Origin of the sequence: Endozoicomonas sp. Mp262 (assembly GCF_025643335.1) — a bacterium.
GTDB lineage: Bacteria > Pseudomonadota > Gammaproteobacteria > Pseudomonadales > Endozoicomonadaceae > Endonucleibacter.
The window spans coordinates 3,620,431-3,646,346 of the sequence record NZ_CP092489.1 but is presented as its reverse complement, the minus strand read 5'-3'; the positions used below and the strand labels follow the sequence as shown (position 1 = coordinate 3,646,346).

General features: G+C 46.6%; 24 protein-coding genes, 1 tRNA gene and 1 other RNA gene. 8 read left to right on the top strand and 18 right to left on the bottom strand.

All coding sequences use genetic code 11. The features are described from left to right. The first annotated feature begins 14 nt into the window (after positions 1-14). Positions 15-91 (top strand) — tRNA-Pro (locus tag MJ595_RS15860). A gap of 51 nt (positions 92-142) precedes the next feature. Here the strand turns inward: MJ595_RS15860 and recR are convergent. The 7 genes from recR to MJ595_RS15825 form a co-directional block, all read right to left on the bottom strand. Continuing rightward, on the bottom strand, positions 143-736 hold the full coding sequence (gene recR, locus MJ595_RS15855) for a recombination mediator RecR (protein WP_263078944.1): 594 nt from the start codon (positions 734-736) through the stop codon (positions 143-145). A gap of 34 nt (positions 737-770) precedes the next feature. Continuing rightward, a complete protein-coding gene (locus MJ595_RS15850) occupies positions 771-1,097 on the bottom strand; it encodes a YbaB/EbfC family nucleoid-associated protein (protein WP_263078943.1) in 327 nt (108 codons plus the stop codon). Between the two features lie 73 nt (positions 1,098-1,170). Next, the gene (gene dnaX, locus MJ595_RS15845) at positions 1,171-3,075 is read right to left on the bottom strand and encodes a DNA polymerase III subunit gamma/tau (RefSeq protein WP_263322527.1); all 1,905 of its coding nucleotides are present in this window, start codon (positions 3,073-3,075) and stop codon (positions 1,171-1,173) included. A 266-nt stretch (positions 3,076-3,341) separates the two neighbouring features. Next, positions 3,342-3,439, bottom strand: an RNA gene (gene ffs / locus MJ595_RS15840) — signal recognition particle sRNA small type. A gap of 362 nt (positions 3,440-3,801) precedes the next feature. Beyond that, complete coding sequence (locus MJ595_RS15835) at positions 3,802-4,455, bottom strand: IS630 family transposase (protein ID WP_263322427.1); 654 nt, start codon at positions 4,453-4,455, stop codon at positions 3,802-3,804. Next, positions 4,377-4,850, bottom strand: coding sequence for a helix-turn-helix domain-containing protein (locus tag MJ595_RS15830; protein WP_263078037.1), 474 nt, complete (start codon positions 4,848-4,850; stop codon positions 4,377-4,379). The genes MJ595_RS15835 and MJ595_RS15830 overlap by 79 nt, the downstream gene beginning before the upstream one ends. A gap of 137 nt (positions 4,851-4,987) precedes the next feature. Further along, entirely contained in the window at positions 4,988-6,856 is a 1,869-nt protein-coding gene (locus MJ595_RS15825; protein WP_263078942.1) for a hypothetical protein, read from the bottom strand. A gap of 180 nt (positions 6,857-7,036) precedes the next feature. Between MJ595_RS15825 and MJ595_RS15820 the strand changes: the two genes are divergently transcribed. Next, positions 7,037-8,374 (top strand): IS1380 family transposase, encoded by a 1,338-nt coding sequence (locus MJ595_RS15820; RefSeq protein WP_263078015.1) that lies wholly within the window; start codon positions 7,037-7,039, stop codon positions 8,372-8,374. A 429-nt stretch (positions 8,375-8,803) separates the two neighbouring features. Here the strand turns inward: MJ595_RS15820 and pncB are convergent, their stop codons facing one another. Together pncB and MJ595_RS15810 are read right to left on the bottom strand one after the other, a co-directional pair. Then, positions 8,804-10,003 carry a nicotinate phosphoribosyltransferase gene (gene pncB / locus MJ595_RS15815; RefSeq protein WP_263078941.1) on the bottom strand — a complete coding sequence of 400 codons (1,200 nt, stop codon included), beginning with the start codon at positions 10,001-10,003 and terminating at the stop codon, positions 8,804-8,806. A gap of 10 nt (positions 10,004-10,013) precedes the next feature. Then, the gene (locus tag MJ595_RS15810; protein WP_263078940.1) at positions 10,014-10,682 is read right to left on the bottom strand and encodes an isochorismatase family protein; all 669 of its coding nucleotides are present in this window, start codon (positions 10,680-10,682) and stop codon (positions 10,014-10,016) included. Positions 10,683-10,815: 133 nt separating this feature from the next. Here MJ595_RS15810 and MJ595_RS15805 point away from each other — a divergent pair, with 133 nt between their 5' ends. After that, positions 10,816-11,544: an NUDIX hydrolase gene (locus tag MJ595_RS15805; RefSeq protein ID WP_263078939.1), complete on the top strand. Its 729-nt coding sequence runs from the start codon at positions 10,816-10,818 to the stop codon at positions 11,542-11,544. A gap of 121 nt (positions 11,545-11,665) precedes the next feature. On the opposite strand, the gene MJ595_RS15800 is transcribed toward MJ595_RS15805, so the two are convergent. Further along, complete coding sequence (locus tag MJ595_RS15800) at positions 11,666-12,049, bottom strand: hypothetical protein (protein WP_263322526.1); 384 nt, start codon at positions 12,047-12,049, stop codon at positions 11,666-11,668. A 621-nt stretch (positions 12,050-12,670) separates the two neighbouring features. Between MJ595_RS15800 and MJ595_RS15795 the strand changes: the two genes are divergently transcribed. Both MJ595_RS15795 and MJ595_RS15790 read left to right on the top strand, forming a co-directional pair. Continuing rightward, on the top strand, positions 12,671-14,146 hold the full coding sequence (locus MJ595_RS15795; protein ID WP_263078937.1) for a hypothetical protein: 1,476 nt from the start codon (positions 12,671-12,673) through the stop codon (positions 14,144-14,146). Positions 14,147-14,625: 479 nt separating this feature from the next. Further along, entirely contained in the window at positions 14,626-15,240 is a 615-nt protein-coding gene (locus MJ595_RS15790; RefSeq protein ID WP_263078936.1) for a transposase, read from the top strand. A gap of 24 nt (positions 15,241-15,264) precedes the next feature. Here MJ595_RS15790 and MJ595_RS15785 read toward each other — a convergent pair whose 3' ends face one another. The 5 genes from MJ595_RS15785 to MJ595_RS15765 form a co-directional block, all read right to left on the bottom strand. Next, positions 15,265-15,594, bottom strand: coding sequence for a type II toxin-antitoxin system PemK/MazF family toxin (locus MJ595_RS15785; protein ID WP_263078935.1), 330 nt, complete (start codon positions 15,592-15,594; stop codon positions 15,265-15,267). Next, positions 15,594-15,854 carry an AbrB/MazE/SpoVT family DNA-binding domain-containing protein gene (locus MJ595_RS15780; protein WP_263078934.1) on the bottom strand — a complete coding sequence of 87 codons (261 nt, stop codon included), beginning with the start codon at positions 15,852-15,854 and terminating at the stop codon, positions 15,594-15,596. Before MJ595_RS15780 ends, MJ595_RS15785 begins: the two co-directional genes overlap by 1 nt. A gap of 208 nt (positions 15,855-16,062) precedes the next feature. After that, positions 16,063-16,311, bottom strand: a complete 249-nt coding sequence (locus MJ595_RS15775) for a FeoC-like transcriptional regulator (protein ID WP_263078933.1) — start codon at positions 16,309-16,311, stop codon at positions 16,063-16,065. Continuing rightward, complete coding sequence (gene feoB / locus MJ595_RS15770; protein WP_263078931.1) at positions 16,302-18,680, bottom strand: Fe(2+) transporter permease subunit FeoB; 2,379 nt, start codon at positions 18,678-18,680, stop codon at positions 16,302-16,304. The genes MJ595_RS15775 and feoB overlap by 10 nt, the downstream gene beginning before the upstream one ends. Further along, positions 18,677-18,910 (bottom strand): ferrous iron transport protein A, encoded by a 234-nt coding sequence (locus tag MJ595_RS15765; protein WP_263078929.1) that lies wholly within the window; start codon positions 18,908-18,910, stop codon positions 18,677-18,679. The genes feoB and MJ595_RS15765 overlap by 4 nt, the downstream gene beginning before the upstream one ends. Positions 18,911-19,248: 338 nt before the next feature. On the opposite strand from MJ595_RS15765, the gene MJ595_RS15760 reads away from it, so the two are divergent. Continuing rightward, positions 19,249-19,644: a hypothetical protein gene (locus MJ595_RS15760; protein ID WP_263078928.1), complete on the top strand. Its 396-nt coding sequence runs from the start codon at positions 19,249-19,251 to the stop codon at positions 19,642-19,644. Positions 19,645-19,684: 40 nt separating this feature from the next. Here the strand turns inward: MJ595_RS15760 and MJ595_RS15755 are convergent, their stop codons facing one another. Further along, positions 19,685-21,190 carry a peptide MFS transporter gene (locus MJ595_RS15755; protein ID WP_263078927.1) on the bottom strand — a complete coding sequence of 502 codons (1,506 nt, stop codon included), beginning with the start codon at positions 21,188-21,190 and terminating at the stop codon, positions 19,685-19,687. 526 nt (positions 21,191-21,716) lie between these two features. Between MJ595_RS15755 and MJ595_RS15750 the strand changes: the two genes are divergently transcribed. After that, positions 21,717-22,541 carry a phytanoyl-CoA dioxygenase family protein gene (locus MJ595_RS15750; RefSeq protein WP_263078926.1) on the top strand — a complete coding sequence of 275 codons (825 nt, stop codon included), beginning with the start codon at positions 21,717-21,719 and terminating at the stop codon, positions 22,539-22,541. A gap of 19 nt (positions 22,542-22,560) precedes the next feature. Here the strand turns inward: MJ595_RS15750 and MJ595_RS15745 are convergent, their stop codons facing one another. Beyond that, the gene (locus MJ595_RS15745) at positions 22,561-23,913 is read right to left on the bottom strand and encodes a sodium-dependent transporter (RefSeq protein WP_263078925.1); all 1,353 of its coding nucleotides are present in this window, start codon (positions 23,911-23,913) and stop codon (positions 22,561-22,563) included. A 239-nt stretch (positions 23,914-24,152) separates the two neighbouring features. On the opposite strand from MJ595_RS15745, the gene MJ595_RS15740 reads away from it, so the two are divergent. Then, positions 24,153-25,565 carry an MATE family efflux transporter gene (locus MJ595_RS15740; RefSeq protein ID WP_263078924.1) on the top strand — a complete coding sequence of 471 codons (1,413 nt, stop codon included), beginning with the start codon at positions 24,153-24,155 and terminating at the stop codon, positions 25,563-25,565. Here MJ595_RS15740 and MJ595_RS15735 read toward each other — a convergent pair. Further along, entirely contained in the window at positions 25,557-25,895 is a 339-nt protein-coding gene (locus MJ595_RS15735; protein ID WP_263078923.1) for a hypothetical protein, read from the bottom strand. The two genes, MJ595_RS15740 and MJ595_RS15735, sit on opposite strands and share 9 nt — an antisense overlap. Positions 25,896-25,916 lie beyond the last annotated feature (21 nt).

Here is a 25,916-nt window from a genome sequence, read left to right as displayed (position 1 = left end):
TAATTCAAAGCCATCGGAGCGTAGCGCAGCCTGGTAGCGCACCACAATGGGGTTGTGGGGGTCGGAGGTTCAAATCCTCTCGCTCCGACCAATATAGAAAAGGAGACTTAATGTCTCCTTTTTTTATTGCTTAAAAAAACCACTAAACCTTTCTACGTCCGGCAAGGGCATGAGCCAGCGTTCCGCCGTCAACGAATTCCAGCTCTCCACCCAAGGGCACACCATGGGCAATCCTGCTCACTTCAACCCCTGCCCCCTTTAGCTCTTCAGCAATATAATGGGCAGTGGCCTCACCCTCAACGGTAGCATTGGTAGCCAGTATCACTTCAGAGACCTGCTCCCCATGAATCCGCTCAAGCAGCTTATCCACACCAATTTCTGCCGGACCAATGCCATCAATAGGGGACAACCGCCCCATAAGCACGAAATAACGGCCTGAAAACCCGCCAGCCTGCTCAAAGGCCAACACATCAGAAGGACTCTCCACAACACATAGCATAGAGCCATCCCGGGCCGAACTGCTACAGATCTGACAGAGCGCATCCTCACAAAGCGTACGGCATGACTGGCAGCGCCCCACATGTTCTTCAGCATCAGCAAGCGCCCGGGATAACCGCCGGGCACCGTCCCGGTCACGCTCCAGCAAGTGCAATGCCATTCGCTGGGCAGAGCGAGGCCCTACCCCAGGCAAACAGCGAAGCGCTTCCATCAACTCCCTGATTCGAGGACTAAACATAAGTAATCGCTATATCCCTTTAGAAGCAGTCTGCCTAGAACGGCATCTTGAAACCGTCAGGCAATCCCATGCCTGATGTCATTTCAGACATTCTTTCTTTATTGTTGCTGTCAACACGACGCACTGCATCATTGACGGCAGCAGCCAACAAATCTTCCAGCATTTCCTTATCTTCCTGGAGCAGATCAGGATCAATCCAGACCCGCTTGACATCATGACGCCCGGTCATGGTGATCTTCACCATACCCGCGCCAGATTCGCCCACCACTTCCGCATTGGCCAGCTCTTCCTGAACCTTCTGCATATCTTCCTGTATTTTCTGGGCTTGCTTCATCAGGTTGCCCATACCGCCTTTAAACATTACAACCTCTCCATTTCCTTGATTGACAACCAGAAGTCCGTACCGAAAAACAGTTTCGGAACAGACGGCTAAATCAGTTTATTACATCACCAATGGGTACAATACTTTGTTCCAACACATTGGCAGAAAAATCCGTCACCAACCCCTGTACATAAGGGTCACTATAAATACTGTCCCTGGCCTGCTGCAATCGCTCCCTGATTTTTCGCTCACGCCACCCTGCCGGGGTTTCAGTCTGAATAACACCAATATCGACGTGTAATTTCAAGGGTCTACCGAAATAATCAGATAAAACCTGTTCAATACGTCCCCGGTGCATCTCGTTATACAGAGTGCTTCTTTGACTATCAAGCCTTAACCTGAGTTCATCATTGCTTTGCTCTACATACTCACAATGAGAACCAATAGTACCCGTCACCCCACCCAGGGAGAGACTTCTGAAAACAGCAATCCAGTGCCCCGGATCAAGCTGACCGAGCTCAACCCTTTGTCCCTCTGCAAGACGCACATCAGGCGCAATATAGCCGGAACCCGCCTCAATATGCACCTCTTCACCAACGGCTGGAGGAGGCATCATTATTTCAGCCTCGGACTGAACAGCCAGAGGAGTACCTGCATCATTATAAGCTTCAGGAGCAGACATCCCCGCTGGCTCCAGGTCATCATAGGCTGACAGCGGGATTTCCTCCCTAACCGGCAACGGCTCCGGAACTTTCTCCTCCGCTTTAGATTCAGCCTCGGCAATATGATGATCCGACGGAACAGTCTCTGCCTTCCCCGTGGATTGTCCAGGGTCAGGTTCTGGTTCAGCTGCTGGCACCGGATCATTAACCTCGGAAGCCACTTGCTGCTCCCGCCCCTGTCCGGAAACACAACTTCCCTCTACCGGCCCCACATCAGGACGAAAAGCCAGCATACGCAGCATGGCCATTTCAAAACCACTACGGGGATCCGGAGCCAGTGACAAATCCTTCTTGCCCACCAGGCCCACCTGATAATAAAGCTGTACATCCTCCGCAGTCATCGCTGATGCCAGTTGTAATACCTGCGCCCGGTCACCCTGGCTATTATCCACCGCCTCGGGCACCGCCTGGGCAATGGCCACACGGTGCAGCACAGACAGCATATCATCCAGCACCGATAAATAGTCCGGGGCAAATTCAGCAAGACCGGAAACGGCATTCAATATATCCACCGCCGATGCAGAAGCCAAAGCCTGAACCATTTTCATGACCTGCCCCTGGTCAATGGTACCCAGCATAACACTGACCTCTGACTCATTGACACGGCCATTACCAAAGGCAATAGCCTGGTCTGTGAGACTAAGGGCGTCGCGCATACTGCCATCCGCAGCACGGGCCAACTGCCAGAGAGCAGGCTGATCGTACTTTACATCCTCGCCTGCCAACACCGCTTCCAGATGACCCACAATACGCTCCGGAGTCATATTCTTAAGGGCAAATTGCAGACAGCGGGAAAGAATGGTTACAGGGAGTTTTTGCGGGTCTGTAGTGGCCAGCAGAAATTTAACATGGGGAGGGGGCTCTTCAAGGGTTTTTAGCAGTGCATTAAAACTGTGGGTAGACAGCATATGCACTTCGTCAATCAGATAAACCTTGTAGCGGCCACGAGTGGGCGCGTATTGAACATTATCCAGTAACTCCCGGGTATCTTCCACCTTGGTCCGGGAAGCCGCATCCACCTCGATCAAATCTACAAAACGACCTTCATCGATTTCTCGACAGGCAGGACACTCACCACAGGGGGTAGAACTGACCCCTGACTCACAATTCAGGCATTTGGCAAAGATCCGGGCAATAGTGGTTTTGCCCACACCCCGGGTGCCAGTGAACAGATAAGCATGATGCAGGCGATTCTGGTCCAGGGCATTAACCAAAGCCTGAAGGACATGGGTCTGTCCAACCAGTTCGGCAAACGATCGCGGCCGCCACTTACGTGCAAGAACCTGATAGCCCATAAACGCTTTAACACCCCTCATTCAACAGCTTAAAAGTTATACCACTGTCCTGGATTCTTTTGGCATAAGTCGATAACTGAGACTAACCAATATCAAAAGAACCCGGAAAAACCACCCAAAACAGCCTGAGTACGCAGAAATATCACTTTAAACCCATTAAGCAATGGATCAAGAGCCAGCCTGGCAGTAAAGAATGATTAACTATGCTAACGGAGATGTCGAGAGAATGCACGACTGGAGGGACGATTGGAAGATTTGGAGACGTCCCCTGCCAGCCAACACCCCGGCACATGATTTCACTGCTACCGTTGCTCCCTTCCGGGCCTGGCGGGGTTCACAGCTAATCATTGCGGGGGGACCGACAGGGTCCGCCATAAAAACAGGCGTCGTGCCTGGATGCAGCGTATTATCCACAACCTTCCTTTCAGGTCAAGTCAAAAAAGTAGACTGCCGCAAATATCGTTGCCCAATGGTGAAACCTTACGGATAGACTTTTGTCCGCGGCAGTCAGGCCATTCGAGTAACCTCTGGATACTGGTTGCTCAGAGGGATGAGATTAAAGCGTAGCAGCACTCGTGCCAGCCCCTCGATTTTCAAACAGCTGATCACTTGCGTCTTCAAATTCGTCATCATCTGATTGTTCTTCTTTTTTGTCTGATGTCAGCTTAAGGTCTTTCGCTTCAATGTCGTCATACGTAAGTAGTGTATAGATTGCTTTCGAATAATTTAACCATCCAGTCGGACAGTATTAGAAAATGAGATCATATACTCCTCTCCAAATGAAAAAAGCACCCGTTCAACTTCTTTTTCAAATTCCGCAAAGCTCTTGATTGACAAGAGGTTGAGCCATTCATACTTTATTTTCCTCCACAGGATTTCAATCAGGTTGAGCTCAGGTGAATATGTTGGCAGAAAGCAGACCAGCAATTTCTTTTCAATCATCCAGTCATCAATTCTGGCACAAAACTTTTTGCTGGTGTGAATGCTGGCATTATCCACCATAACTACCGTGTAACGATCATTTGAGCTGTATTTTTCATCTGCCATTTTCTCTGCAAAGTCATCAAAGGCCGCAATCACCGTATCGCTATTCACTGAACCCACAACAGGATAATGAAATAGCTCACAGCTTCGGTTCATAAACCCCAGTACGTTGATGCGTTTACTTTTGACTGATGGTATTCTGAGCTGCTTTCCTTTTTCCTGCCAACCGTATGGCACACAAGGTTCCTGGGTAAAGCCGGACTCATCAAAATAAAATAAATTGATTAACCCTTTGCTCTCGGCTTCCTGGGCATCTTTCAGAGCAGTTTTACAGTCATGGAATTGCTCTTCGTCCCGTTTATGTTTGCATGATTTACGGAGTCTTTTGTAAACCAGCCCTGCTTTTTTACAATGTTTGCCAGAGTAATTTTTGATGAAGATTTACCGGTTTCATCCTCGATCTTGGATTTGACATACGATAAGCGACGAGGCTCTTCAGCCACTAATTCTTTTATGCGTTGCACTTCGGATTCGTCATATATGCACGGCCTACCGCCACCATGCCCCTTGTACAAGGCACGAATACCATATTCTTCCCAATCATCAATCCACTGAGAAGCAGTTTGATATCTAATTTCAAGTATTTCGGCAATTTGCTCAAGGGTAAAGCCACGATTGCTCAATAAAAGGCTATGGGCTCTTTCCCTTATACATCTCAGAGGTCCGTAGTGTTTGGCGAATTTCAAAGTTAATAAAACAGCTTCATCAGTGATTGTAGTGACGTACTTCATAGGGAGAGGGATTTAAAGACCAGTACTCTCTTTATAATAGAGTAAATGTATCATTCAATAGCTATCTGATCGTTAGATCAAGAAGTAGATTTCTCGTACTGGCCGAACATCCAGTTTATTTGAAACCAAACTATGACCTACTTATCACTTGTTTGAAGCTGAGTAGTGCTAGCCTCTTCATCATGATCGTCGATATTTCCCAGTCTATTGCTGCCTGATGACTCTAAGCCATGGTGCAAAGGATGATCCACAACTGTTTCCTCACTTTCTCCAGGAGTAACAGTGACTCTAATGTATAACGATCCATCTAATAACAAGCTGCCTTCCCTTAATTTTTCAAAAGAACAGAATTTGCTAATACCATAAGCTTTGTTTCTATCTATTCTTGGTTTTTTGAAGGAAGCATTTTTAGGATCCGACTGAAAGGTTTTAATGTAATCTTTATCCTCTCTTCTATTTTGGCTTAAAATTTCAAATTTAATTTCAGCCCTAAGAGGCCAATCCAGACAGGAATCAAATTTACCTCTCATCACAACAATCCATATTGAAATACTTCTTCCTTTATTATCCGAACCATTGCAATGTAGTTGCACACACATTTTGTAACCATCCCTGCTTGTGTAAAAAGGATGGCTCTCCATATAGGTCACCCCCCTTTTTTTTACGCCACTTGCAGCTTTTCTACGCAATTCAAAATTTTCTATTTTCCAGGAACAAACACCATCATAGCGGGTATTTCTAACCCCCTCTGACAGCTCTTCAAATGATTCTGCATTTAATCCAAACATAGACTTCGCCAATTCCAACTCCCTTTCATTAGCTTTATACATTTCTTTAACCTCTATTAATTGATGCAAAAGACTAGTCGACCTTGACTTTTCTTTTTTTAATTCTTCATGCAGTTTTTTGATATCGCCTTTTAACTCCTTCATTTGTTGAGCATTTTTTTCTTCTATATTTTTTTGTTTTTCTTCAAATAAATCTTTCACTTTAGTTAACTGTGCTACGACATCTTCTCCATGACGAGCTTCAGCCACTGCACTAGACCTAACCATTCTGGCAAGACCATCCAACTTAGACCGAACTGCATTAGTAAATGCCACAATAGTGATCATATTTTGTTCCAGACATTTTTCACTGCCGCACTGACTATCTTGAGATAACAACATTCTATTACGGATAATTTCACCAAACCTTTTTAAGGGTGGGGTAATTTCATCAAGACTGGGAAGCTGATAAAATAAAGATGGAATACCTAACACACCATCGATCATCATTTGTCCATATACTTCGATTAAGCGCAAACATGGATGATTCGATTCCAGATTCATATCTTGAAGAAAAGGATAATACCTTTTACCCATATGAGATTGCATTAATTCTTTAAAATGCTTCTCACATTTTGTATACATTACAGCTAGTTGAGATTCTAAATCCTTTTCAATATTAGCCAACTGCTTATCTTTGTCTAACCAAATCAAAGCATCAGTTTTATCATTATTACCACTATCACCAGGAAGAGATAACAGATTATCCATGAGACCCTGCATATTTGAAATGGTCAGCATTATAGGCAGTAAGTCATCATAAAATATATCAAAAAGCAAATTAATACCCGTCACATAAACAGGAAGAGATGTGGTATCAAATAATTTTTTCATGTTTTTGTAAATACTCCCCATTTCTTCACCAATAACATCATGACCTGTTTTTTTATTATCAAAAAAATTAGCTATAAATACGGCAATTGTTCTATTCCATTTTTTATTCGCAGTAAGTGCATATGTTATTTTTTTTGCATTTTCAAAAGACATTTCTTCCAATCCAACTCCTTGTCGCTCACTATCACCAGTTAGCACTAATAATTTAAAATCTCCTGGAGCGGGTGGATTTGCTTTAACCAGAGAGATTATCATTAAAAATAAAAAAAATATTATGAAGTTAAACCCATTGATTCTGTTAGATGTTTTTTTAAATCTTTTGATGCGCTTGTGTTTTTTAAACATTATCAGGCCTCAACACTGTGGGCAGCTTTCTAAAAATAGCACCATGAGAGCCTATAAATTGAAAAAATAATTCCTGAATCCGTGAGTTCACTGTAGCCCAACTCCTCTGGATCAACCACAAAACGTAAGTTCCAAGTTAAAATGCACCCACTCTAATTTTCACCACCTGGGTGCATTTTTGTGAAACTGAAAATTGAACAATCACAGACGGAATTTTATACACCGGTCGCAGGGCTTTATTTCGTTGGTCATGCACTCAACAAAAAGACAGCGTTAAGCAAATCCCTGCGCAAAATAAAAAAAAGGCACCGTATCACTCATATCGACCTGATCAGAGCTTACTGCGGCCAACTGGCTCAGGGTAAAAGTGATTTTGATAATGTTGATAATAACCGGGATAACGACTGGTTCCGGTTGGCAATGGGCATTAAACAAATGCCTTCAGCCAGCCGCTTAAGACAGCGTTTCAATGAAGATGCCGCCCAACTGATTCCTTTCATCGAGGACAGCCTTACCGATGTCCTGGTTAATCTTCAGGTGCCCGTCACACCCCTTCCGAAAAAACTCGATAAGAAGCAGCACATACCACTGGATATCGACGTATTCCCTATGGATAACAGCAATACCAAAAAGGAGGGGGTCGAGTACACGTATAAAAAATTCTTTGGTTATGCCCCTATTGCCGCTTACTTTGGCTGCGAAGGCTGGTGCCTGGGATGTGAATTACGCCCAGGCTCTCAGCACTCCCAGAATGATTTTATTGGCTTTTTACAAGCAGTGCTGCACCGCAGCCGACGTTTGACCCGAGCGCCTATTCTGGTTCGCCTTGATAGTGGCCACGATGCTGAGGAATCGCGCCGGGAAATCGCCGGGTTCAAAGGTGTGAATCACATTATCAAGCTCAACCCAAGAAAGTATCACACCAAGGAACACTGGCTCCCCATTTTTGAAGAAAAGCAAGTCAAATGGGAGGAGTCGCGTCCAGGAAAGAGTTATGCGACACTCTCAACCGTCTATGAAACCAACTATGGTAACCAGCGTCTGATTATTCGCATTATCAAGCGTACCACTGATACTGTAGGGCAGAGATTTCTGACACCCGATTATGAGCTGGAAGGATGGTGGACAACACTCAGCGAAGCTGACTACAGCGATGATCAGATCATTAATCTTTATGAGGATCATGCGACCAGCGAGCAGTTTCACAGTGAGTTGAAGACTGATATGGATTTAGAGCGCCTGCCTTCAGGCAAGTTTGACACCAACGACCTGGTGATGTGTTTGGGTGCACTGGTCTATAACATTCTGCGCTACATGGGGCAGAGTTGCTTGCTCGGGCCAGATGCGCCGGTACGTCATAAAGCCAAACGACGCCGGTTAAAAACCGTGATACAGGAACTCATCTACCTGGCTGCCCGTCTTCTGAAAAAAGGACATCAATACCGGCTACGCTTTGGTCGTTACTGTCCTGGTTTCAGGTCTTTCCATCAATTAATAAGCCAGCATGCACTTTGTTGATTGAATAGCGAGATAGAAAAAAATGCCATAAATGAGAAAGTACTGTATTGATAACGGTAGGGCTTCTTTCAACCTGTCTTCAAGTTTGATGATATTTTGATCAGCATTTATGCTTAAAAACGACATAAAAACACTTCAATCAATAACCCGAGTTATTTTCAAAGGAAAAAATTAATCAGCACATTTTCAAAACTGCCGGGCAAATCAAGAAATCACGGATTCAGGTAATTGATAAAAGAGGAAGTTATAACGCGAATACTGAAAAGCAAGGAATCCACCCTGATTCAGGTAAACCCTCTGATCTACAAACTTTTATCCAGTAAAAGACAGTAAAGTCATCATAAAGCCTATGAGATGAGGCGGAGTTTGGGTAAATATTCAAGCAAAAGCACACATTTGATCCACCACCCACTCCCCCTCTAGTTCTCTTCAAGACGCCTGTCGATATTGGAACGTTGTTTTTAGCCGACTGATAAAGTCGGCATCCTGGCACATGGTTTTACCCGGGCTATCGGACAGCTTTGCCACCGGCAGGCCATTGACCTCAACCAACTTCAAAACAATATTCGGCGCCTGATACCCCATATCATTCGTCAGATAGGTCCCAATACCAAAGCTCACATTAATCCGCCCCTTGAAGTGGCTATATATTTCAATAGCCCGCTGCAGATCCAGCTTATCGCTGAATACCAGCATTTTATCCCTGGCATCAATGCCCAGCGCCCGATAATGTGCCAGTGCCTGTTCACCCCAGGCTACGGGATCACCAGAGTCATGCCTGACACCCGCATAAGCCCGGGCCAGCTCACCATTAAAGTCCCGAAGAAAAGCATTCATGCTAATGGTATCAGTCAGGGCAATCCCCAACTGCCCCTGATACTCCTGCAACCATACTTTCAAGGCATCCTTCTGGCTGGAAAGCAGCGACTGACCAAGCACCTGATGAGACTGGAGCCATTCATGGGCCATGGTGCCCACCGGCATCAATCCCAATCGGCGCGCCAAATCCAGGTTACTGGTGCCTGCGAAAAATTCAGATGCCCTCGCCTGAAACTGCCTCACTACATGCTCCTGCCAAACCCGTGAATACCGGCGGCGGGTACCAAAATCAACAAATTGAAATCCCTCAAAACCTGACCGGCTTTTCAAGCTATTCAGGCAAAGCAGCTTTTGCTCCAGCCTGTCACGACCCTGTTGCTCAACATCATACTCTCCATCAAGACCATAGGTATTACGGCAATGCAACTCACTGATAATAGAAAGAAGAAATATTTCAAAATGAGTAATGCTGGCCCAGTTACCATTAATTTCAATATCAAGCTGGCCACCCCGAAAGGCCAGCATTACTGCGCCCGGATCCAAACGAAATGTGGTTAAATAATCCAGAAACTGCCCTGAAATATAAGGCAGCCCGGCAAGCCAGTTAAGCTCTTGATCTGATAACCTTAGCTCCCCCAAACATTCAATTTCTCTACGCAACTCAACCAGGGAAAGATTAATAGGCAGATGCCCCCGGCTCCGAAACGCCATTTTAGCCGTCGCGCCAGGGTAGCGCCGAACCATCGACTGCTGCATAGTGTATTTATAAAGATCGGTATCCAGCAGTGACTGAATTATAGGATCCTGCATAACAACTCCTTCAGACCCCCTCTCGCTGACCAGCCTTAAATTGCAACTGACCAGAGTGTTCAACAAATTCAGCACCCGCAGCGGTCATTTCGACCAACGCCCGCGCCCCTGTATCCTGAAGCAAACTGCGTGTTGCCCCACGATTTACAATCACCCTGAATCCCGCCTCCAGTAACTGAAAAACAGTGACCTTGACACAAAAATCCAACGCCAGCCCCCCGGCAATAACCGTATCAATCTGATTGTTTTGCAAAAACTCAATAATCCCGGTACTTCTCTTGCAGGCCAGATCATGGTAACAGGCCCCATAGGGGTGCATATCCGGCTCCACGCCTTTCCAGATAAAAAAATCATAACTGGCAACAGCTGGCAGCCCTTCCAACAAGTCAAAACCATAAGTACCCGGCACTGCATGGAGATTCCAGCGTACGTCCAGGTTTTCATAGCCTTCAATAGCAGTAAGCTGAGGACATTTTTTATCAGCCACCCAAATAGAATGTGGAGAATGGGCGTCTTTCGACCCGACTCGCCAGCCCGCCAATAGAGCCTGCCGGTTCAATTCCGGCACAATTTCATGGCCACCAGGCACAGGCAATTCATCAGGGCATAACGGGGTAAAGCAATTTTGTGCATCAATATCAAATGCCACAACCCGCTCAGGTGGCCCGATGATTATCATGAGAAATTCCCGCCTTGACAGAGAGATGAAGACAAAAGGAACAAGGTTTACTATCATAGTGAATATAGTTCATTATCCCAGCAAAGTCACTCCTGGGCACTGTCATTTATTCACGATTCAAGGCGACTGACACTTGGCTCCCAGCCTGAAAGAGTCCTCAACCAAACCGGGCAAGAGGAATAACCGCATGCATCTCGGCACCGCACTCATTTCCGTTGACCTGGTGGTCTTCCGCTTGCATGATGAGCAACTACAGATTCTTACCCGCAAAAAAACCACGCCCTCAGGCTCGGCGCTTGTCTTGCCCTCAGGCCGGATTGAGCCTGACCATGATGACAGCCTTGATGCTACAGCCAAACGTCTACTCTCTTACGCAACCAATCACTCACCATCCTACCTGGAGCAGGTTGTTACCATTGGTGATAGCAACCGGGATTCCCGGGGATGGTCTTTAACAGTGGTTTACTATGGACTGCTCAATGGCAATGAGGCGGATTATTCTGATGACTCACAATGGCTGAATGTTACCGCAGGAAAGACAGCAGCCCCCCTGGCTTATGACCACGAATCACTTGTTCAGGAAGCCTGGTTACGCCTGAAGAATAAAGTTCAGTACAGCTCGGTTCCCATCTACCTGCTTCCTGATGAGTTTGTATTATCGGATATCAAGAAAGTCTTCTCTGCCATTTTGGAAAAGTCACCTCCTATGCGCTCTATCAGAAACCGCTTCCTAAAGGGCGGATTACTGATTGATACTGGCCGCCTACGCCGGGGTAGCAATCGACCGGCAACCCTCTACACCGCAAACAGGGCAGCAGAAACCTGTTTATTTAATCGCCTGTATTTGAGTACGCAGGAATAGAACCAACGCATAAAACTATCGCTCTTGTTAGACTTGTTGATCAAAATGACGGGATAGCGCTGATTCATATTCCAGAACCAGGCAAAGAGACTGAATACAGCCCTCTACTTTTTCATTATAATCACATGATGATGCACCCTATAGGGCATCTTGATTCTAATTCTTCTGATTCATCAGGCCCTGACTCTTCTAATTCTGATTCATCACCCCCCGAATCTTCTGACTCTGATTCATCACCCCCCGAATCTTCTGACTCTGATTCCTCAAACCCTGAATCTTCTGATTCATCAAGCTCCAACTCTTCTGATTCATCAAGTCCATATTCACCAGTGATCACATTAAAATTACAGATGGGACACAATGGTTTTATTTTCAACCATTTTTTTATGCAATCCTTGTGGTGAGAGTGGAAGCACTCCAACGTTCGGCACTCACCGTCTTCAATAACTTCCATACAAATTATGCAGTCCCCATCACCAAAGCTATAGTGTGGAATTAGAAACATCAACACAGCTAAAAATAAAATTCTTTTCAATTTTCAGGATCTCAAAAAGAATCTAAGCATAGTACAGTGGAAATACTTTGAAGCTTAACACCTGTATGCGGGGCGCGAACGCAGTGAGCGTCCCACACCATGCACTTGTTAGGTGGATTGATGTAAATTGTTAGGCAACAGCCTTGAAGTAACGGCATAGTCTACGACGGGAAAGGATCACCATCCCAGCAAGTTAATACTTCAAGTTTGAATTGTAAAAGCGGAGATGGGAGCACACCGCTAAAAAAGAGAAACCCTTTTTCCTCTTTAACTTCCCCATTATCAACTCTAGTGATAAATTCATGGGTGCTATAGTCATATAAGAAATACACTTCACTGTACTCAGACCCGTTAAAACTGATATTGGATCTCTCACGCTTAGCGATAAATATTCTACCAACTTCATCTTTAATAATTAGAGTCTCCAAAACATCATTACTCCAAGAATTTACGGCTGAGAGATATAAACAAAAGAGCAAAACAAGTTGGGTGAAAGTCTCAAATTGACCGAGCTTCTTCAGCTTGCCAACCGGGGAAAGTAGTAGGCAGCTATTTTTTCAATGCTTAAACAGAAGGCAGCCAATCACAGGTATGATGTTGATAGCACACAACACCTTGCCAGTGAGAGGCCGCCCCATGGAAGTATGTCAGCTACGGACTGAAGCCGCCACCATTTCTTGTGATGCGATTCAACGGTTAGGCCACCAATTGCAGGCTCTGCGAGAGTCTGGCAATCCTATCAGGCACTTTGAAGAGTTTGAGCAGACCGTTAATGCTCTCTTTAATCAAGCTCAGCAAGATTTTTTAGCAGAGGCGCTGGCTGAGCTTGATATTGATACCCCAGCTATTGAGGTCAGCGGGATCACTTATAAGCAGGTGTTGCGCAGTTATAAAACCTACCAGACAGCGGTTGGTTCAGTCCGGGTTATGCGAACACTTTACCGTAACGGCAAAGAGCCGTGTATCGTGCCCATGGAGTTGAAAGCCGGGATCGTGGAAGGCTTCTGGACGCCTCGGGCTGCAAAGCAAGCTGCCTGGGTTGTTGCTCAAATGTCTCCCGGTGAAGCAAAAAGCCTCCTTGATCTCATGGGAGGTATGTCTCCCTCAGAAAGCAGTCTTGCTCGTTTCCCCAGGCAATTTAATACTCAGTGGGAACAGCACCGTGAGCCTTTTGAAGAGATGCTTATTGAGAAACTTAACGTGCCCACCAATGCGGTCACAGTAGCCGCCTCCCTGGATGGCGTTATGCTGCCCATGAAAGATGGCAAACGAGTAGAAAAGCGAGCCAGGAGCGCTTCTGAAGGCAAACGGACTCAAGGGCCAACAGGTTGCAAGGAGGCCAGTTGCGGAACTTTGTCGTTTTACGATCAACAGGGGGAGCGTTTATCAACAGTCCGCATAGGACGAATGCCAGAAACTAAAAAACTCACACTCAAGCAGTCTTTGTCAGCACTATTGCAAGAAGCGTTGCGACAAAAGCCACAGCTGTCACTGGTCAAAGTCGCTGATGGCGCCAAGGACAACTGGTCATACCTTTCCCGGGAACTACCAGCGGGTGTTGAGGTTATTGATTACTACCACGCAGCCGATCACCTGAAGAAAGCATTTGACCAGGCTTATGGAGAAAACAGCATCAAGTCCAAAGAAAAGTTTGTCACTTACCGACACGTCCTCAAAGAGGAACTTGATGGGGTTGAGCGCATTATTAAAGCCCTGGCTTATCAGCATAAAAAGCATCCGCGCCGCTCAAAATTAAAGACCGAGCTGGAGTATTTCAGAAAAAATCGCCAGCGTATGCGCTATGCTGAACACTTGTCGAATAACCTTCCGATCGGCTCTGGTGTGGTAGAGGCAGCCTGTAAAACCTTGGTTACCCAGCGGATGAAGTGCTCAGGTATGCGCTGGAGAAATCCGGGTGGTCAGGGCATATTGACGCTTCGGTCATTAGTTCAGAGCCACTGGTTTGAAAATGGCTGGAAGTTATTTGCTGCAATTTATTGCGAGAAAGTCACCAAGGCTGCTACAAGCAATGTCATACCATTCCCTGAGAAAGGTGGCAGTGTTTAGTTGTGGTCAATATGAGACTTTCACCCAACAAGTTTTATACACATGGTTGTTTATGTAGCAACAACCTTCATCTTTTACCACCTAACAGCAATAATACCTGAATCCGTGAGTTCACTGTAGCCCAACTCCTCTGGATCAACCACAAAACGTAAGTTCCAAGTTAAAATGCACCCACTCTAATTTTCACCACCTGGGTGCATTTTTGTGAAACTGAAAATTGAACAATCACAGACGGAATTTTATACACCGGTCGCAGGGCTTTATTTCGTTGGTCATGCACTCAACAAAAAGACAGCGTTAAGCAAATCCCTGCGCAAAATAAAAAAAAGGCACCGTATCACTCATATCGACCTGATCAGAGCTTACTGCGGCCAACTGGCTCAGGGTAAAAGTGATTTTGATAATGTTGATAATAACCGGGATAACGACTGGTTCCGTTCATCGAGGACAGCCTTACCGATGTCCTGGTTAATCTTCAGGTGCCCGTCACACCCCTTCCGAAAAAACTCGATAAGAAGCAGCACATACCACTGGATATCGACGTATTCCCTATGGATAACAGCAATACCAAAAAGGAGGGGGTCGAGTACACGTATAAAAAATTCTTTGGTTATGCCCCTATTGCCGCTTACTTTGGCTGCGAAGGCTGGTGCCTGGGATGTGAATTACGCCCAGGCTCTCAGCACTCCCAGAATGATTTTATTGGCTTTTTACAAGCAGTGCTGCACCGCAGCCGACGTTTGACCCGAGCGCCTATTCTGGTTCGCCTTGATAGTGGCCACGATGCTGAGGAATCGCGCCGGGAAATCGCCGGGTTCAAAGGTGTGAATCACATTATCAAGCTCAACCCAAGAAAGTATCACACCAAGGAACACTGGCTCCCCATTTTTGAAGAAAAGCAAGTCAAATGGGAGGAGTCGCGTCCAGGAAAGAGTTATGCGACACTCTCAACCGTCTATGAAACCAACTATGGTAACCAGCGTCTGATTATTCGCATTATCAAGCGTACCACTGATACTGTAGGGCAGAGATTTCTGACACCCGATTATGAGCTGGAAGTTACTGTCCTGGCTTCAGGTTTTTCCACCAATTAATAAGCCAGCTTCCCTTGGTTAGCTTCAGGCTAATATTGCCCGAATCTTTGCAAGCACATCTTCTACCACAGCCTTAGGTGCTTTCTCTACCAGTTTTGCCTGACGGCTCACATAGTCCACTGTCCTAAGTTGCTGGGATAGCACAACCCCTGAAACCTTTTTTCCTGATAACTCAGTTTCAAAGGCATTCCCCCTGACCGTAGAAGTCACTGGAACCACCATCGCCAACCGGGTTAGCTTACTGAAAGGTTTGGTTGATACAATCAGTGCAGGTCTTAATTTCTGGATCTCATGACCTTTAGTTGGATCAAAGTCCAACCAGACAACATCGCCACGATCAGGAATATAAGCCACTAGAAAACCTCCCAACCTTTAGCGTTATCATTAAGCCATTCCTGATCTTCGGGACTTAAATCAAAGGATTCTTTTGGGCTTGCCTTAAGTAATTCTTCCAGAGAATAACCCTTTTCAGGAGAAGCAGCCTTGAGGATGATTTCACCCATTTTTGCCTTTATCTCAATAGGGCTATCAACCTCCAAACCAGCACGAGCAAGCACTTTGGAAGGTATTCTCACGGCAGCACTATTTCCCCAGCGCTTAATTTCTGACTCCATCTCTCTACCCTTTTGTATCTACATACATATATACTATACACACCACCATTTAGTATCAACATCTGTATATACTTTTATGACATATAAGAATATATTATTTTTAGTATTTTGTTGTTACGGAGTAGAAGATGATAAAACCTCCAAGCCAACATCATCTTGAAAGCAACACCAAGGGAGTCGCCTACACTGATTGCCTGAATCCAGCCTTCTAAGATAAGTTACAGACGGGAATAAACTGATTCTTATTTTGACACCACCGATACAGCTCCAGCTGCTCAGGGGAGCAACTGACGCACCCCTTACCACAGCCCGAGTTTTCAGTGGTGATGATTCCTTTGCGAACCCAGTGGGAAAGCATCCCCCGCATGGCATCGGGGGAGGTTTTAAAGTGCATGCTGATCTCCGCCAGGGAGCAAGCTCCCCGGTGAGAAATATAGTCACGGATGGCTATGAGCATGAGCACCCCTTGCCACAGCCACCGGTTCCACCAGAAGCTGCCAGCGCGCCATTGGCTGATGCTGCCTCCAGGGCAACACCCCCCATCCGCTTCATCAAAACGAACACCAGGGCCATGATTGCAACTATTGCAGCAACCCACAACACACTGGTCACAGGGTGGGTACTAACCAAAGACAGCTGATAGTATAGGGTCGCTACACAGTAACCCAGGAAAAAGGTCCAGCCGGCAACAAATAAGGTCCAGCGTAAATTAGTCTCCCGATAGACCGCACCCAGCGCAGCGACACAGGGTGTGTACAGCAGGATAAACAGTAGATACGCTATCACTGCCGCATTGCTCGGGAACAGGTTTCGCATCACCGAGAAGGCATCCATGGTGACTCCCTGATCCTCGGCAACACCTTCCAGGTCAGTCAGATCGCCCACATCAACTCCCATGGGATCGGTTACCAGGCCAGAAAGACCCGCCAGATTTTCAGGTATGGTTGCCAGGGCATCCTGAATACCCGCCCAGAGGTCGAATGCGTCATCTTCCTCTCCGGCCCCACCGTTTTCAGAAACTGCGATGGCATGATACATGGCATCCAAAGTGCCCACTACCGCCTCTTTCGCCAGAATTCCGGTAAAAATACCCACCGCAGCAGGCCAGTTTTCCTCGCTCATTCCCATGGGGGCAAAGGCAGGGGTAATACTCTGGCCAATCTTGCTCAACATGGATGCTTCGGTATTCTCATGGCCCAAAGAACCGTCGGTGCCCACAGCGTTCAGCGTGTTCAAAACGACCACCACCAGAACAATGGCCTTACCCGCACGAATAATAAAAGCCTTCAGGCGATCCCAGGTACGAAGCAACACCTGCTTGAGAGACGGCATATGATAGTTGGGCAGCTCCATTACAAAGGGAGAGCTATCACCCGCCAGCAGGCTCCGCTTGATCACCAGACCAGTAAATACAGCCGCCGCGATACCCACAAGGTAAAGTACAAAGACCACATTCTGGCCACTGGCAGGAAAGAAGGCCGCCGCAAACAGTGCATAAACCGGTAAGCGGGCTCCACAGGACATAAAGGGAGCCATGGAGATGGTGAGCAACCGGTCTTTTTCACTTTCCAGGGTACGTGTTGCCATAATGGCAGGCACATTACAGCCAAAACCAACCACCATGGGCACAAAGGCCTTACCCGGTAATCCCAGAAATCGCATGGCACGATCCATAACGAAAGCGGCACGGGCCATATAGCCAGAATCTTCCAGCAGGGACAAAAACAGGAACAGGCAGCCAATAACCGGAATAAAGGTCGAGACTGTCTGGATACCCCCACCGACACCATTGGCCAGTAGAGTCACCAACCAGGCCGGAGCCCCCAGGTTATTGAGCCAGTGACCGACGCCATCCACCAGCAAGGTGCCGGATAGCCCGTCAAAGAAGTCAATAAATGCACTGCCAATGTTTATGGAGAACATAAACATCAGGTACATCACAGCAAAGAATACCGGCAACCCGAGAAAGCGGTTTAATACAAACTTATCGATCCGCTCACTCAGCTTATGGCTGGCTTCCCCCCGACAGCTCACAATCCTGGCCATTATCTCGCCAATAGCCTGATAGCGGCTGTTGGCAATCAGAATATCCATATCCACCTGATGCTGGCTTTCCAGTATCAATCGCTGGCGCTCAGCCTCCAGCACGGCTTCCCGGGAAAACTGTGCATGAACCCCGGACTCATCATCCAGCAGCTTTAAGCTGTACCAGCGAGCGGAGGATTCCTGGTCAGATTCAGCGGTTATCAGGGACTGGACAGACTTCAGGCTTCCTTCAATATCCTCTCCCAGGGATAAAGGGCAGGCAGGCTTTAACCCCTTTTTCAAATAGCCATCAAGCGCTTCCTTAAGCGCTTTAACACCTTCGCCCTTACTGGCCACCACCGTCATAACCGGACACCCCAGCTGCTCAGACAGGGCATCCACATCAATAACAACCCCCTTGTCTGCTGCAACATCCATCATGTTCAACACAACAAGGACGGGCACCTCCATATCCAGCAACTGGGTTGTCAGATACAGGTTCCTTTCAATGTTGGAGGCATCCAGGATATTAACAACCAGTTTGGCCTCGGAAGCCAGAATATAGTCACGGGCAATGCGTTCATCCAGAGAAACTTCATCGTCCACCACATCAATACAGTAGGTGCCCGGAAGGTCAACAACTTCCACCGAGTAATCCTGGTAACGGTATTCACCACTGCGCTTCTCTACGGTGACGCCAGGCCAGTTACCCACACTTTGGCGGGCTCCCGTCAAGGCATTAAATAAGGTGGTTTTACCACAGTTAGGATTGCCAACAATGGCAATGACATGCTCGGTCATGCGAAGCTAACCTCCACAGAGGCGGCTTCATCTCGACGAACACTGAGTTGAAAGCCTCGAACCTGAAGCTGAATAGGGTCTCCCAAAGGCGCTACACGACACACTTTAAACCGGGTTCCGGGTGTGAGCCCCATAGCCAGGAGCTTGCGTCGATAGGCAGAACCGGCATCACAAAAAGCGCTGACTATACCGCTATCACCTGTTTTTAATTCACCCAGTGTTGCTGTCATGTGTATCTCCCCATTCCACCACGACTTATTATGACCCGGGTCAAAACCGGACAATCAAATTGGCAGTTAGTGTGGCAAAGACTCAATAAAGGTAAGTGAGCAAATAACCGCAGTTAATGAAAAAGAAAATCAGTACTGATCATTGGGCTCTGTTGGCAGACCCTGGTTACATTAACCGCGGAGATTAAAATTCGGATTAAGAATACACGCAAATGAGAATGGTTACAATTTATGATTACCTGCAACTAACCATCTATTGACTCATATCAGACTACGGTTTTTCCACTATATGCGTGTTTTTATCTGACAGGTGGACATGGTATTCTGAAATCAGCCCTATGCGCACCAAGGAAGGATGCCCAGCCATGGCCACAAGAACCCGGTCAAGTCGTCGAAATACTGTAAAACAAAAGCAGAAGCAGACAATACCCCTCCCCTCCCCCAGGCAAAATAATACGAGGGTTTACCACCTGCCCCACAGCCATTGCGCCAACACCCTGGATACGCTGCCAGAAATGATTAAGAAAATAGCCATGGAATGGTATGAGAAAGGTATTCAGCGCGGCCTGAAGAAGGCAACAGATATGATGGCAGAGAACGCCATCTATAAAGAGAACGGCGTACTCCACGCGCCCACATCCATTCAGGTTTGTGTCAAAACCCGGTTAAATGGCGAGAGCTGGGAGCACCGTATTATTGAGATTACCGCAGAGGATATTGGTTTTGAGCGCTAGCATTCCTACCACCAGCACTCAAAAACCAGCCTATTAATGATCAGTTTGCAGTTGCGGGATCAAGCTGAGCTTCTTGCTCCAGGGCTTCACCCCTGGCAATGAGCTTACCGATCAACCTGGATAGTAGCAGGGTCACAATCGCCATCACCACCGCAAAAATAGCCAGGTTGGTAAAGTAACCTGCATAAACACCATCAATGATTTCAGGGGTTAATACCTGATCTTTAGGCAAGGCTATCTTGGTTGAAATAACGGCAGCCAAAATACCACTTAAGGACAGGGTCACAGAACGGAGACCAATGGCAAAGGCAGACAGATACCTGGGCACCATCTCAAAAATAAAGCCGGCACCCAGGGCTCCCACGATCAATTCCGCCAGTGACTGGAAGAAGTGAACCCAGAGAATCCAGTCAGCGGCTATTTTACCCTGTCCATCGACATGTTGAGTAGAAAGAGCCAGCAGGGCAAACGCCGTTGCACTAAACAGGAAAGCGGCAGCAAACTTGGTTGGAATAGAAGGTGAAATCCCTTTTTTATCAAGCCATGAGTAGATATAAATAACCGGTGCACCCAGCACAAAACACCATAGGGGGTTGAACGCTGCATTGGCTTCAGGACGAATCGGAATAAAGCCCAATAAATGCTCGCTCATCAGGTTAATGGCATAAATATTCATCGACGTTGTCATCTGACCATAGTAAAAATAAAAACAGATCAGAATAAACAGGGTGATCAGAACAGCACCCATTTTATATTTATAGGCGGTGGTTGCCTTGAACATCTCAACAATAAAATAAAGAATGGCACAACCACCCAGGCTATATAAAAGGTATTTTCCTTCATCAAGATTGGCAAAAACCCAATAAACCAGTCCCAGCATAGCGATGGAGCCCACTATGAAAGCAGCCCAAATTTTCAGGCTTACCGGTTTTCTGTCAACCTCATTACCCACTTCCGCAAGCTCCTTTCTAAAGGTAAAGAATAGAACCAGGGTAATAAACATCAGAGTTGCTGAGATAAAGAAGTTTCCCTGATAGGCCACATAGGCCACAAAAAAGGGAAACAGATATTGGGAAGCAAAGGAACCCAAATTGTTAATTGAGTAGTTGACGGTCAAGCCTTCCTGGAATTCCACCCGCTTGTCTTCAGGGTAGGAATTACCCAGCAAGACTGTGGGACTGGTTGCTGAAAGCCCACGGGCATAACCTATCAGGGCAATGGAGAAAATACTCAGCGGGATATTCAGGGTTGAGGCACCAATACCCAGGAGGAAGAAACCGATGGTATAGATGGTATAGCCAATATAGACCGACCGAAAGGAGCCTATATAACGGTCTGCAACAAAACCACCCACAGCAGAAAACACAGGACCCACAGCTCCGAAGGCTCCCAGCATCATAATGGTATCTGCTTCGCTGTAATTTAGCTCATTCAGAAAATATTTAGTTAAAAGAACATAAACACCATAATACGCTGCCCCCCAAAGCAGCTGACGCAGGATTAATACCCGCGCCATCCTGGGAAACTTGGACATGAAACTTTGCACAAAAAACTCCTTCGATAGTAGCGCTACCCTGCAGCCATGACATTTATGAATAGAATTCTTTTAAATACCCTAGGGGCTGTTGACGTTTGATCGTGAGTTCAGTGGCTCGTAAAGCGGTTTTCCGCAAGGCGGACTGGTGCAGGCATAGTTATTCTACGTCAAGCCAGTCCAACGCAGTCGGAAAGCCGCTTTACGAGCCACCCGAAGGGCCAAAACCAGCGATTCCGTGCCGTCGTTGCAGTAGCTTGAAAGACGTGAGTATTCCTGCGCTACTGCGTCTAGCCACGAAACCGCTGGTTTTGGCTGAACACACGATCAAACGTCAACAGCCCCTAAAACAGAGCAGCTGCAAGCAGCACAGAAGGTACCACAGCGAATCCTTTCAAATATTGATATACTTCAAGTAATAGGTGTTGACCACATAATAAGGAAAAGTGATAGCAGTTTTTTAAAACACAATAAGTGAGTACGCTGTCCAGCTCTGTTTTTTTAACTACCATAAGCACTCAATGAGCAGAGGTCTGCCATGGCAACTCCACTCCCTCCCCGCAATCTTGGCACCGGGTCCCCCCTGTCAGAGCAAGACTGGCAAGGATTCTTCAATGAGGGTTATTGCATCATCAAAAACCTGCTTTCCCCCGAGGAAGTCACCGAAAACAAAAAGGCACTAAAAAACCTGATTCGTGATGCCAGAAAACTGGCCAGCACCCTGGGACCGGATTTTGATGGACGGGTCAATCACCAGGGTTCCCTTTTCGTCTTAAAGAACAATAGCCAAAGCCAGCTGCAAAGGCTTTACCGGGTATGTGGTTGTGGCAGCAGTGATCCTACATTACTCGCCACCTCCAGACACCCCAAGCTTCTTAAAGCCTTTGCCGATGTCATATTGTCAAAAACCTTCGAACACATTATTTGCCAATTTCATCCCAAGGAGCCAGGAGACAGCGTCAGCTTCCAGCCCCACAGGGACGTTGAGTTCCGACTGCACTGCGACCCCAACTGGCAGGATATTAACGGCTGGGGCAGCTATGTGGTTGCAGTGATTGCCATTGATGCAGCAGGGCCGGAAAATGGCGGCTTGCAGGTTGTACCCGGTTCCCACCACAATCTGACCCCCGAAAGCATTGTGCCAGCCTGTGACAACTTCGACCCGGATTGGAAGAAAAAGGCAATTTCTCCGCGATTACAGGCAGGTGATGCCTTGATGATGCATCCCTACCTGGTGCACTGGTCTCAAGCCAACACCAGTAATCAGTCACGATTTTCCTTACTCAGCGGTGTTTGCAGTATGGATTCCAACCATGAAAATTATCCCGGGGACTGCACCAATGAAATTATCGTGGTCAGATAACAGGTATTTTATTAAATTATTACCCTGCCTGTGATTTAATAATCCCACTAACCAGTACCGTTACCACCAACAGTGGACTGACCAGCCTAATCAGTATCAACCAGCATTTAAACTGAATCCCTGTTAAACCCAGCTGCTCCTGTAAACGTTTTTGATCCAGCACATAGCCTGCAAACAGCAAAATCAATAACCCTGTGACAGGCAGCAAAATCTGCGTTGGAAAAGCTGTATACACATCAAAAAGAGACTTACCCGGAAGAGGGCTAATACCTGAAAAAACATTGAAAGACAGGGCTGGTACAATACCTGCGAGCCAGACAACCAAACCCGTTAATACTGCGCCTCGCCATCTGGAACCCAGCCACCTGGCAGCTAATACCACCAGAGGCTCTCCAAGATTAACCGATGAGGTCCAGGTGGCAATAATCATCAATAGAAAAAATAAAGGCAGTACCCAGTCCCCCATGGGCATACTACCCAGGGCAACAGGCAAGGCAATAAACATCAGACCCGGCCCGGCAGCGGGTTCAATACTTTCAGTAAATACAACAGAGAAACTGGCTATCCCTACCATAACCGCAACCAGAACATCCAAAAGCGCAACAATACAGACAGCCTTTATAATGGATTGTCGCTCCGGCATATAGGCGCCATACGCCATCAAACAACAGGCACCAATAGCCAGGGTAAAAAATGCATGCCCCATGGCCTCAAGAAAAACAGACCACTCCAAAGCCTCCATCCTGACTGCGAAAAGATAGTCGATAGCCTGACTAAAACCATTGAAGCCACTGGCATATACCACCAGCGCCAGCAAAATAAAATACATAAGCGGCATCAACCAGGCATTCAGCTTTTCAATACCCTGAGAAACCTTACTGCCACTCACCAGAATCGTCATTACAATAAACAGGGAGTGAAATAATATCAGCCGTGAAGGAGAGGCCAAAAATTCCTCAAACACATGATTCGCTTCAGTTATCGACAGATCACTCAAATCACCACTGACAGCCTCAATAAAATAATAAATAGCCCAGCCTGAAACCACACTATAAAAAGAAAGTACCAGGGTTGCCGCCAGTGTTCCCAGAGCCGCCACTTTTGACCACTGCCTTGAGCGCCCGCTGGCAACAGCTAATTGACGAAAGCTGCTGGCAGGAGAAGCCCGCCCGGCACGCCCAAGGCTGATTTCCGCTATCATCACAGGCAGTCCCATCACGATAACAAACAGCAGGTACACCAGAAAAAACAGACTCCCCCCGTTTTCTCCGGCAACATAGGGAAACCGCCAGATATTACCCAGACCGATTGCAGCACCGGCAATAGCTAAAATAAACGCTCTATTCGAGGAAATTCGTTGTATTGCACTCATGATTTTTCATTATTACTTAACCCGGATATCTTATTAAAATCCAGGTTGATTATTTAAAGGGGAACTTTATTTATAGTTTTTCATTGTTTCTTTTACAATGAAAAACCACTTAATACAATGTTTCTCTACCCTGATAGCTATGCAATCCATCACTGACGATGCAAAATAAAAAACCAGTCTTTTAGGGGCTGTTGACCAAAAACAACAACTTCCAGTTACTAATAAACACTTGTTTACAAATGAATAATTACAAAGAACAGCCTGCTCACACCAATAAAGATTTTTTGAAAAAGCTCTGGCAGCTGGCAATACCTATTTCTATCCAGTGTATGATGTTTTCCCTGCTGGGACTTATTGATATCCTGATGGTCGGACAGCTCGGAGAGTCTGCCGTAGCTGCCGTTGGACTAGGAAACAGAATATTCTTTTTCAACCTTATCCTGTCAGCCTCCCTGGGCGGAGGACTTAGTATACTGGCCGCCCAGTATATAGGTGCCAGGGATACCAGCGGTGTCCGCCGAACACTGGCTCTGTCTCTCGCAGCCTCCATACTTATTACTATTCCATTTATTATTGTCTACCTCCTTTTTACCGATGCAATTATAGGGTTTGCCAGTAGCAGCCCGGAACTCCTTAGTCTCGGCAGTGACTATCTATTGATTACTGCGCCATCGATTCTATGTACAGCTATAGTGGTGCCCCTGGAGGCGGCATTGAGAGCCAGCAATGATGCAACAACCCCCACACGAATTGGTCTTCTGACCATTCTTGTAAACATTGCCCTCAACTATATTTTTATATTCGGTGCTTTTGGTATTCCTGCCATGGGTGTTGCCGGCTCAGCCCTGGGAACCGCATTGGCCCGACTCCTTCAACTGGTTATTTTATGCTATTGCATTCTCAATTTCCGAACTTACCTGATACCCACAGCCAGGGATCTATCAAAGGCATTTCGTCGTACAGAGCTGAAACGCTACCTGAAGGTGAGCCTTCCCATTATTTTCCAGGATGGACTTTGGGCCTTTGGTGTCGTCTTATATCACTTGATCTATGGGCAAATGGGAGTTGATGAATTAGCTATTATGAGTGCAGTGTCCGCTATTGAAGGACTACTTATCTCTCTATTTATTGGATTTGCCATTGGCGCCTCCATCATCCTTGGCCATGAGCTGGGTGCCAGCCAATTTGATGCCGCCTGGAAACAAGGTCGGCTATTTCTGATGGGTTCCCCCATCATAGCCCTGTTAATCGGTTTAATTCTCATTCTGTTTAATGCTCATGTAATAATGCTTTTGGGTGAACTGAGGGAAGCTACCATTCTTGCAGCCAAACAGGTTGTCATTGTGGCAGGCATGGCACTTTGCCTGAGAGTGATCAATCTGGTTGGTATCGTGGGTGTATTGAGAAGCGGCGGGGATGTAAATGCCACAGCCCTGATTAATATCATCGGCATGTGGTGTGTAGGCTTACCGCTGGCATGGCTTGCAGCAACTGTCTGGCAACTCCCTCTTTATCTTGTTTTTATCTGTGGACTCATGGAAGAGGTCACAAAAGCCGTATTAGTACTGCACCGGATTGTAACCCGGCGCTGGTTAAAAAATCTGGTGGTATCAACACCAGAAAAAATTCCGGTTCAACAGGAATCAGGCTGATTGTCTATTATCGTACTTACCATACAACAATGAACGGGCAACCCCTTCACCGGTAGGGGTTAGCTGAAACTCCTGCCTTCCGGACACCTTCCCGGCCACCAAAACAATCAAAGCACCTTCCACGGGACGCTCTTTAACACAACCAAACCGCCGCTGGAATTCCCCCAGTTCATGAGAAGCATAACCGGTTCTTTCACAGAGTTCCTGTGGTGACTGCCTTGGTCGCCAATATATCTCCAGGAGAAACATCATATCCCTGGCCGTCATATGCGGGAAGCACTTGGTTAAAACACGAAAAGCCTCAAGGTGGATGGTTGTACCCTTCCGCATAAATTCCCCCCATTCATGTCA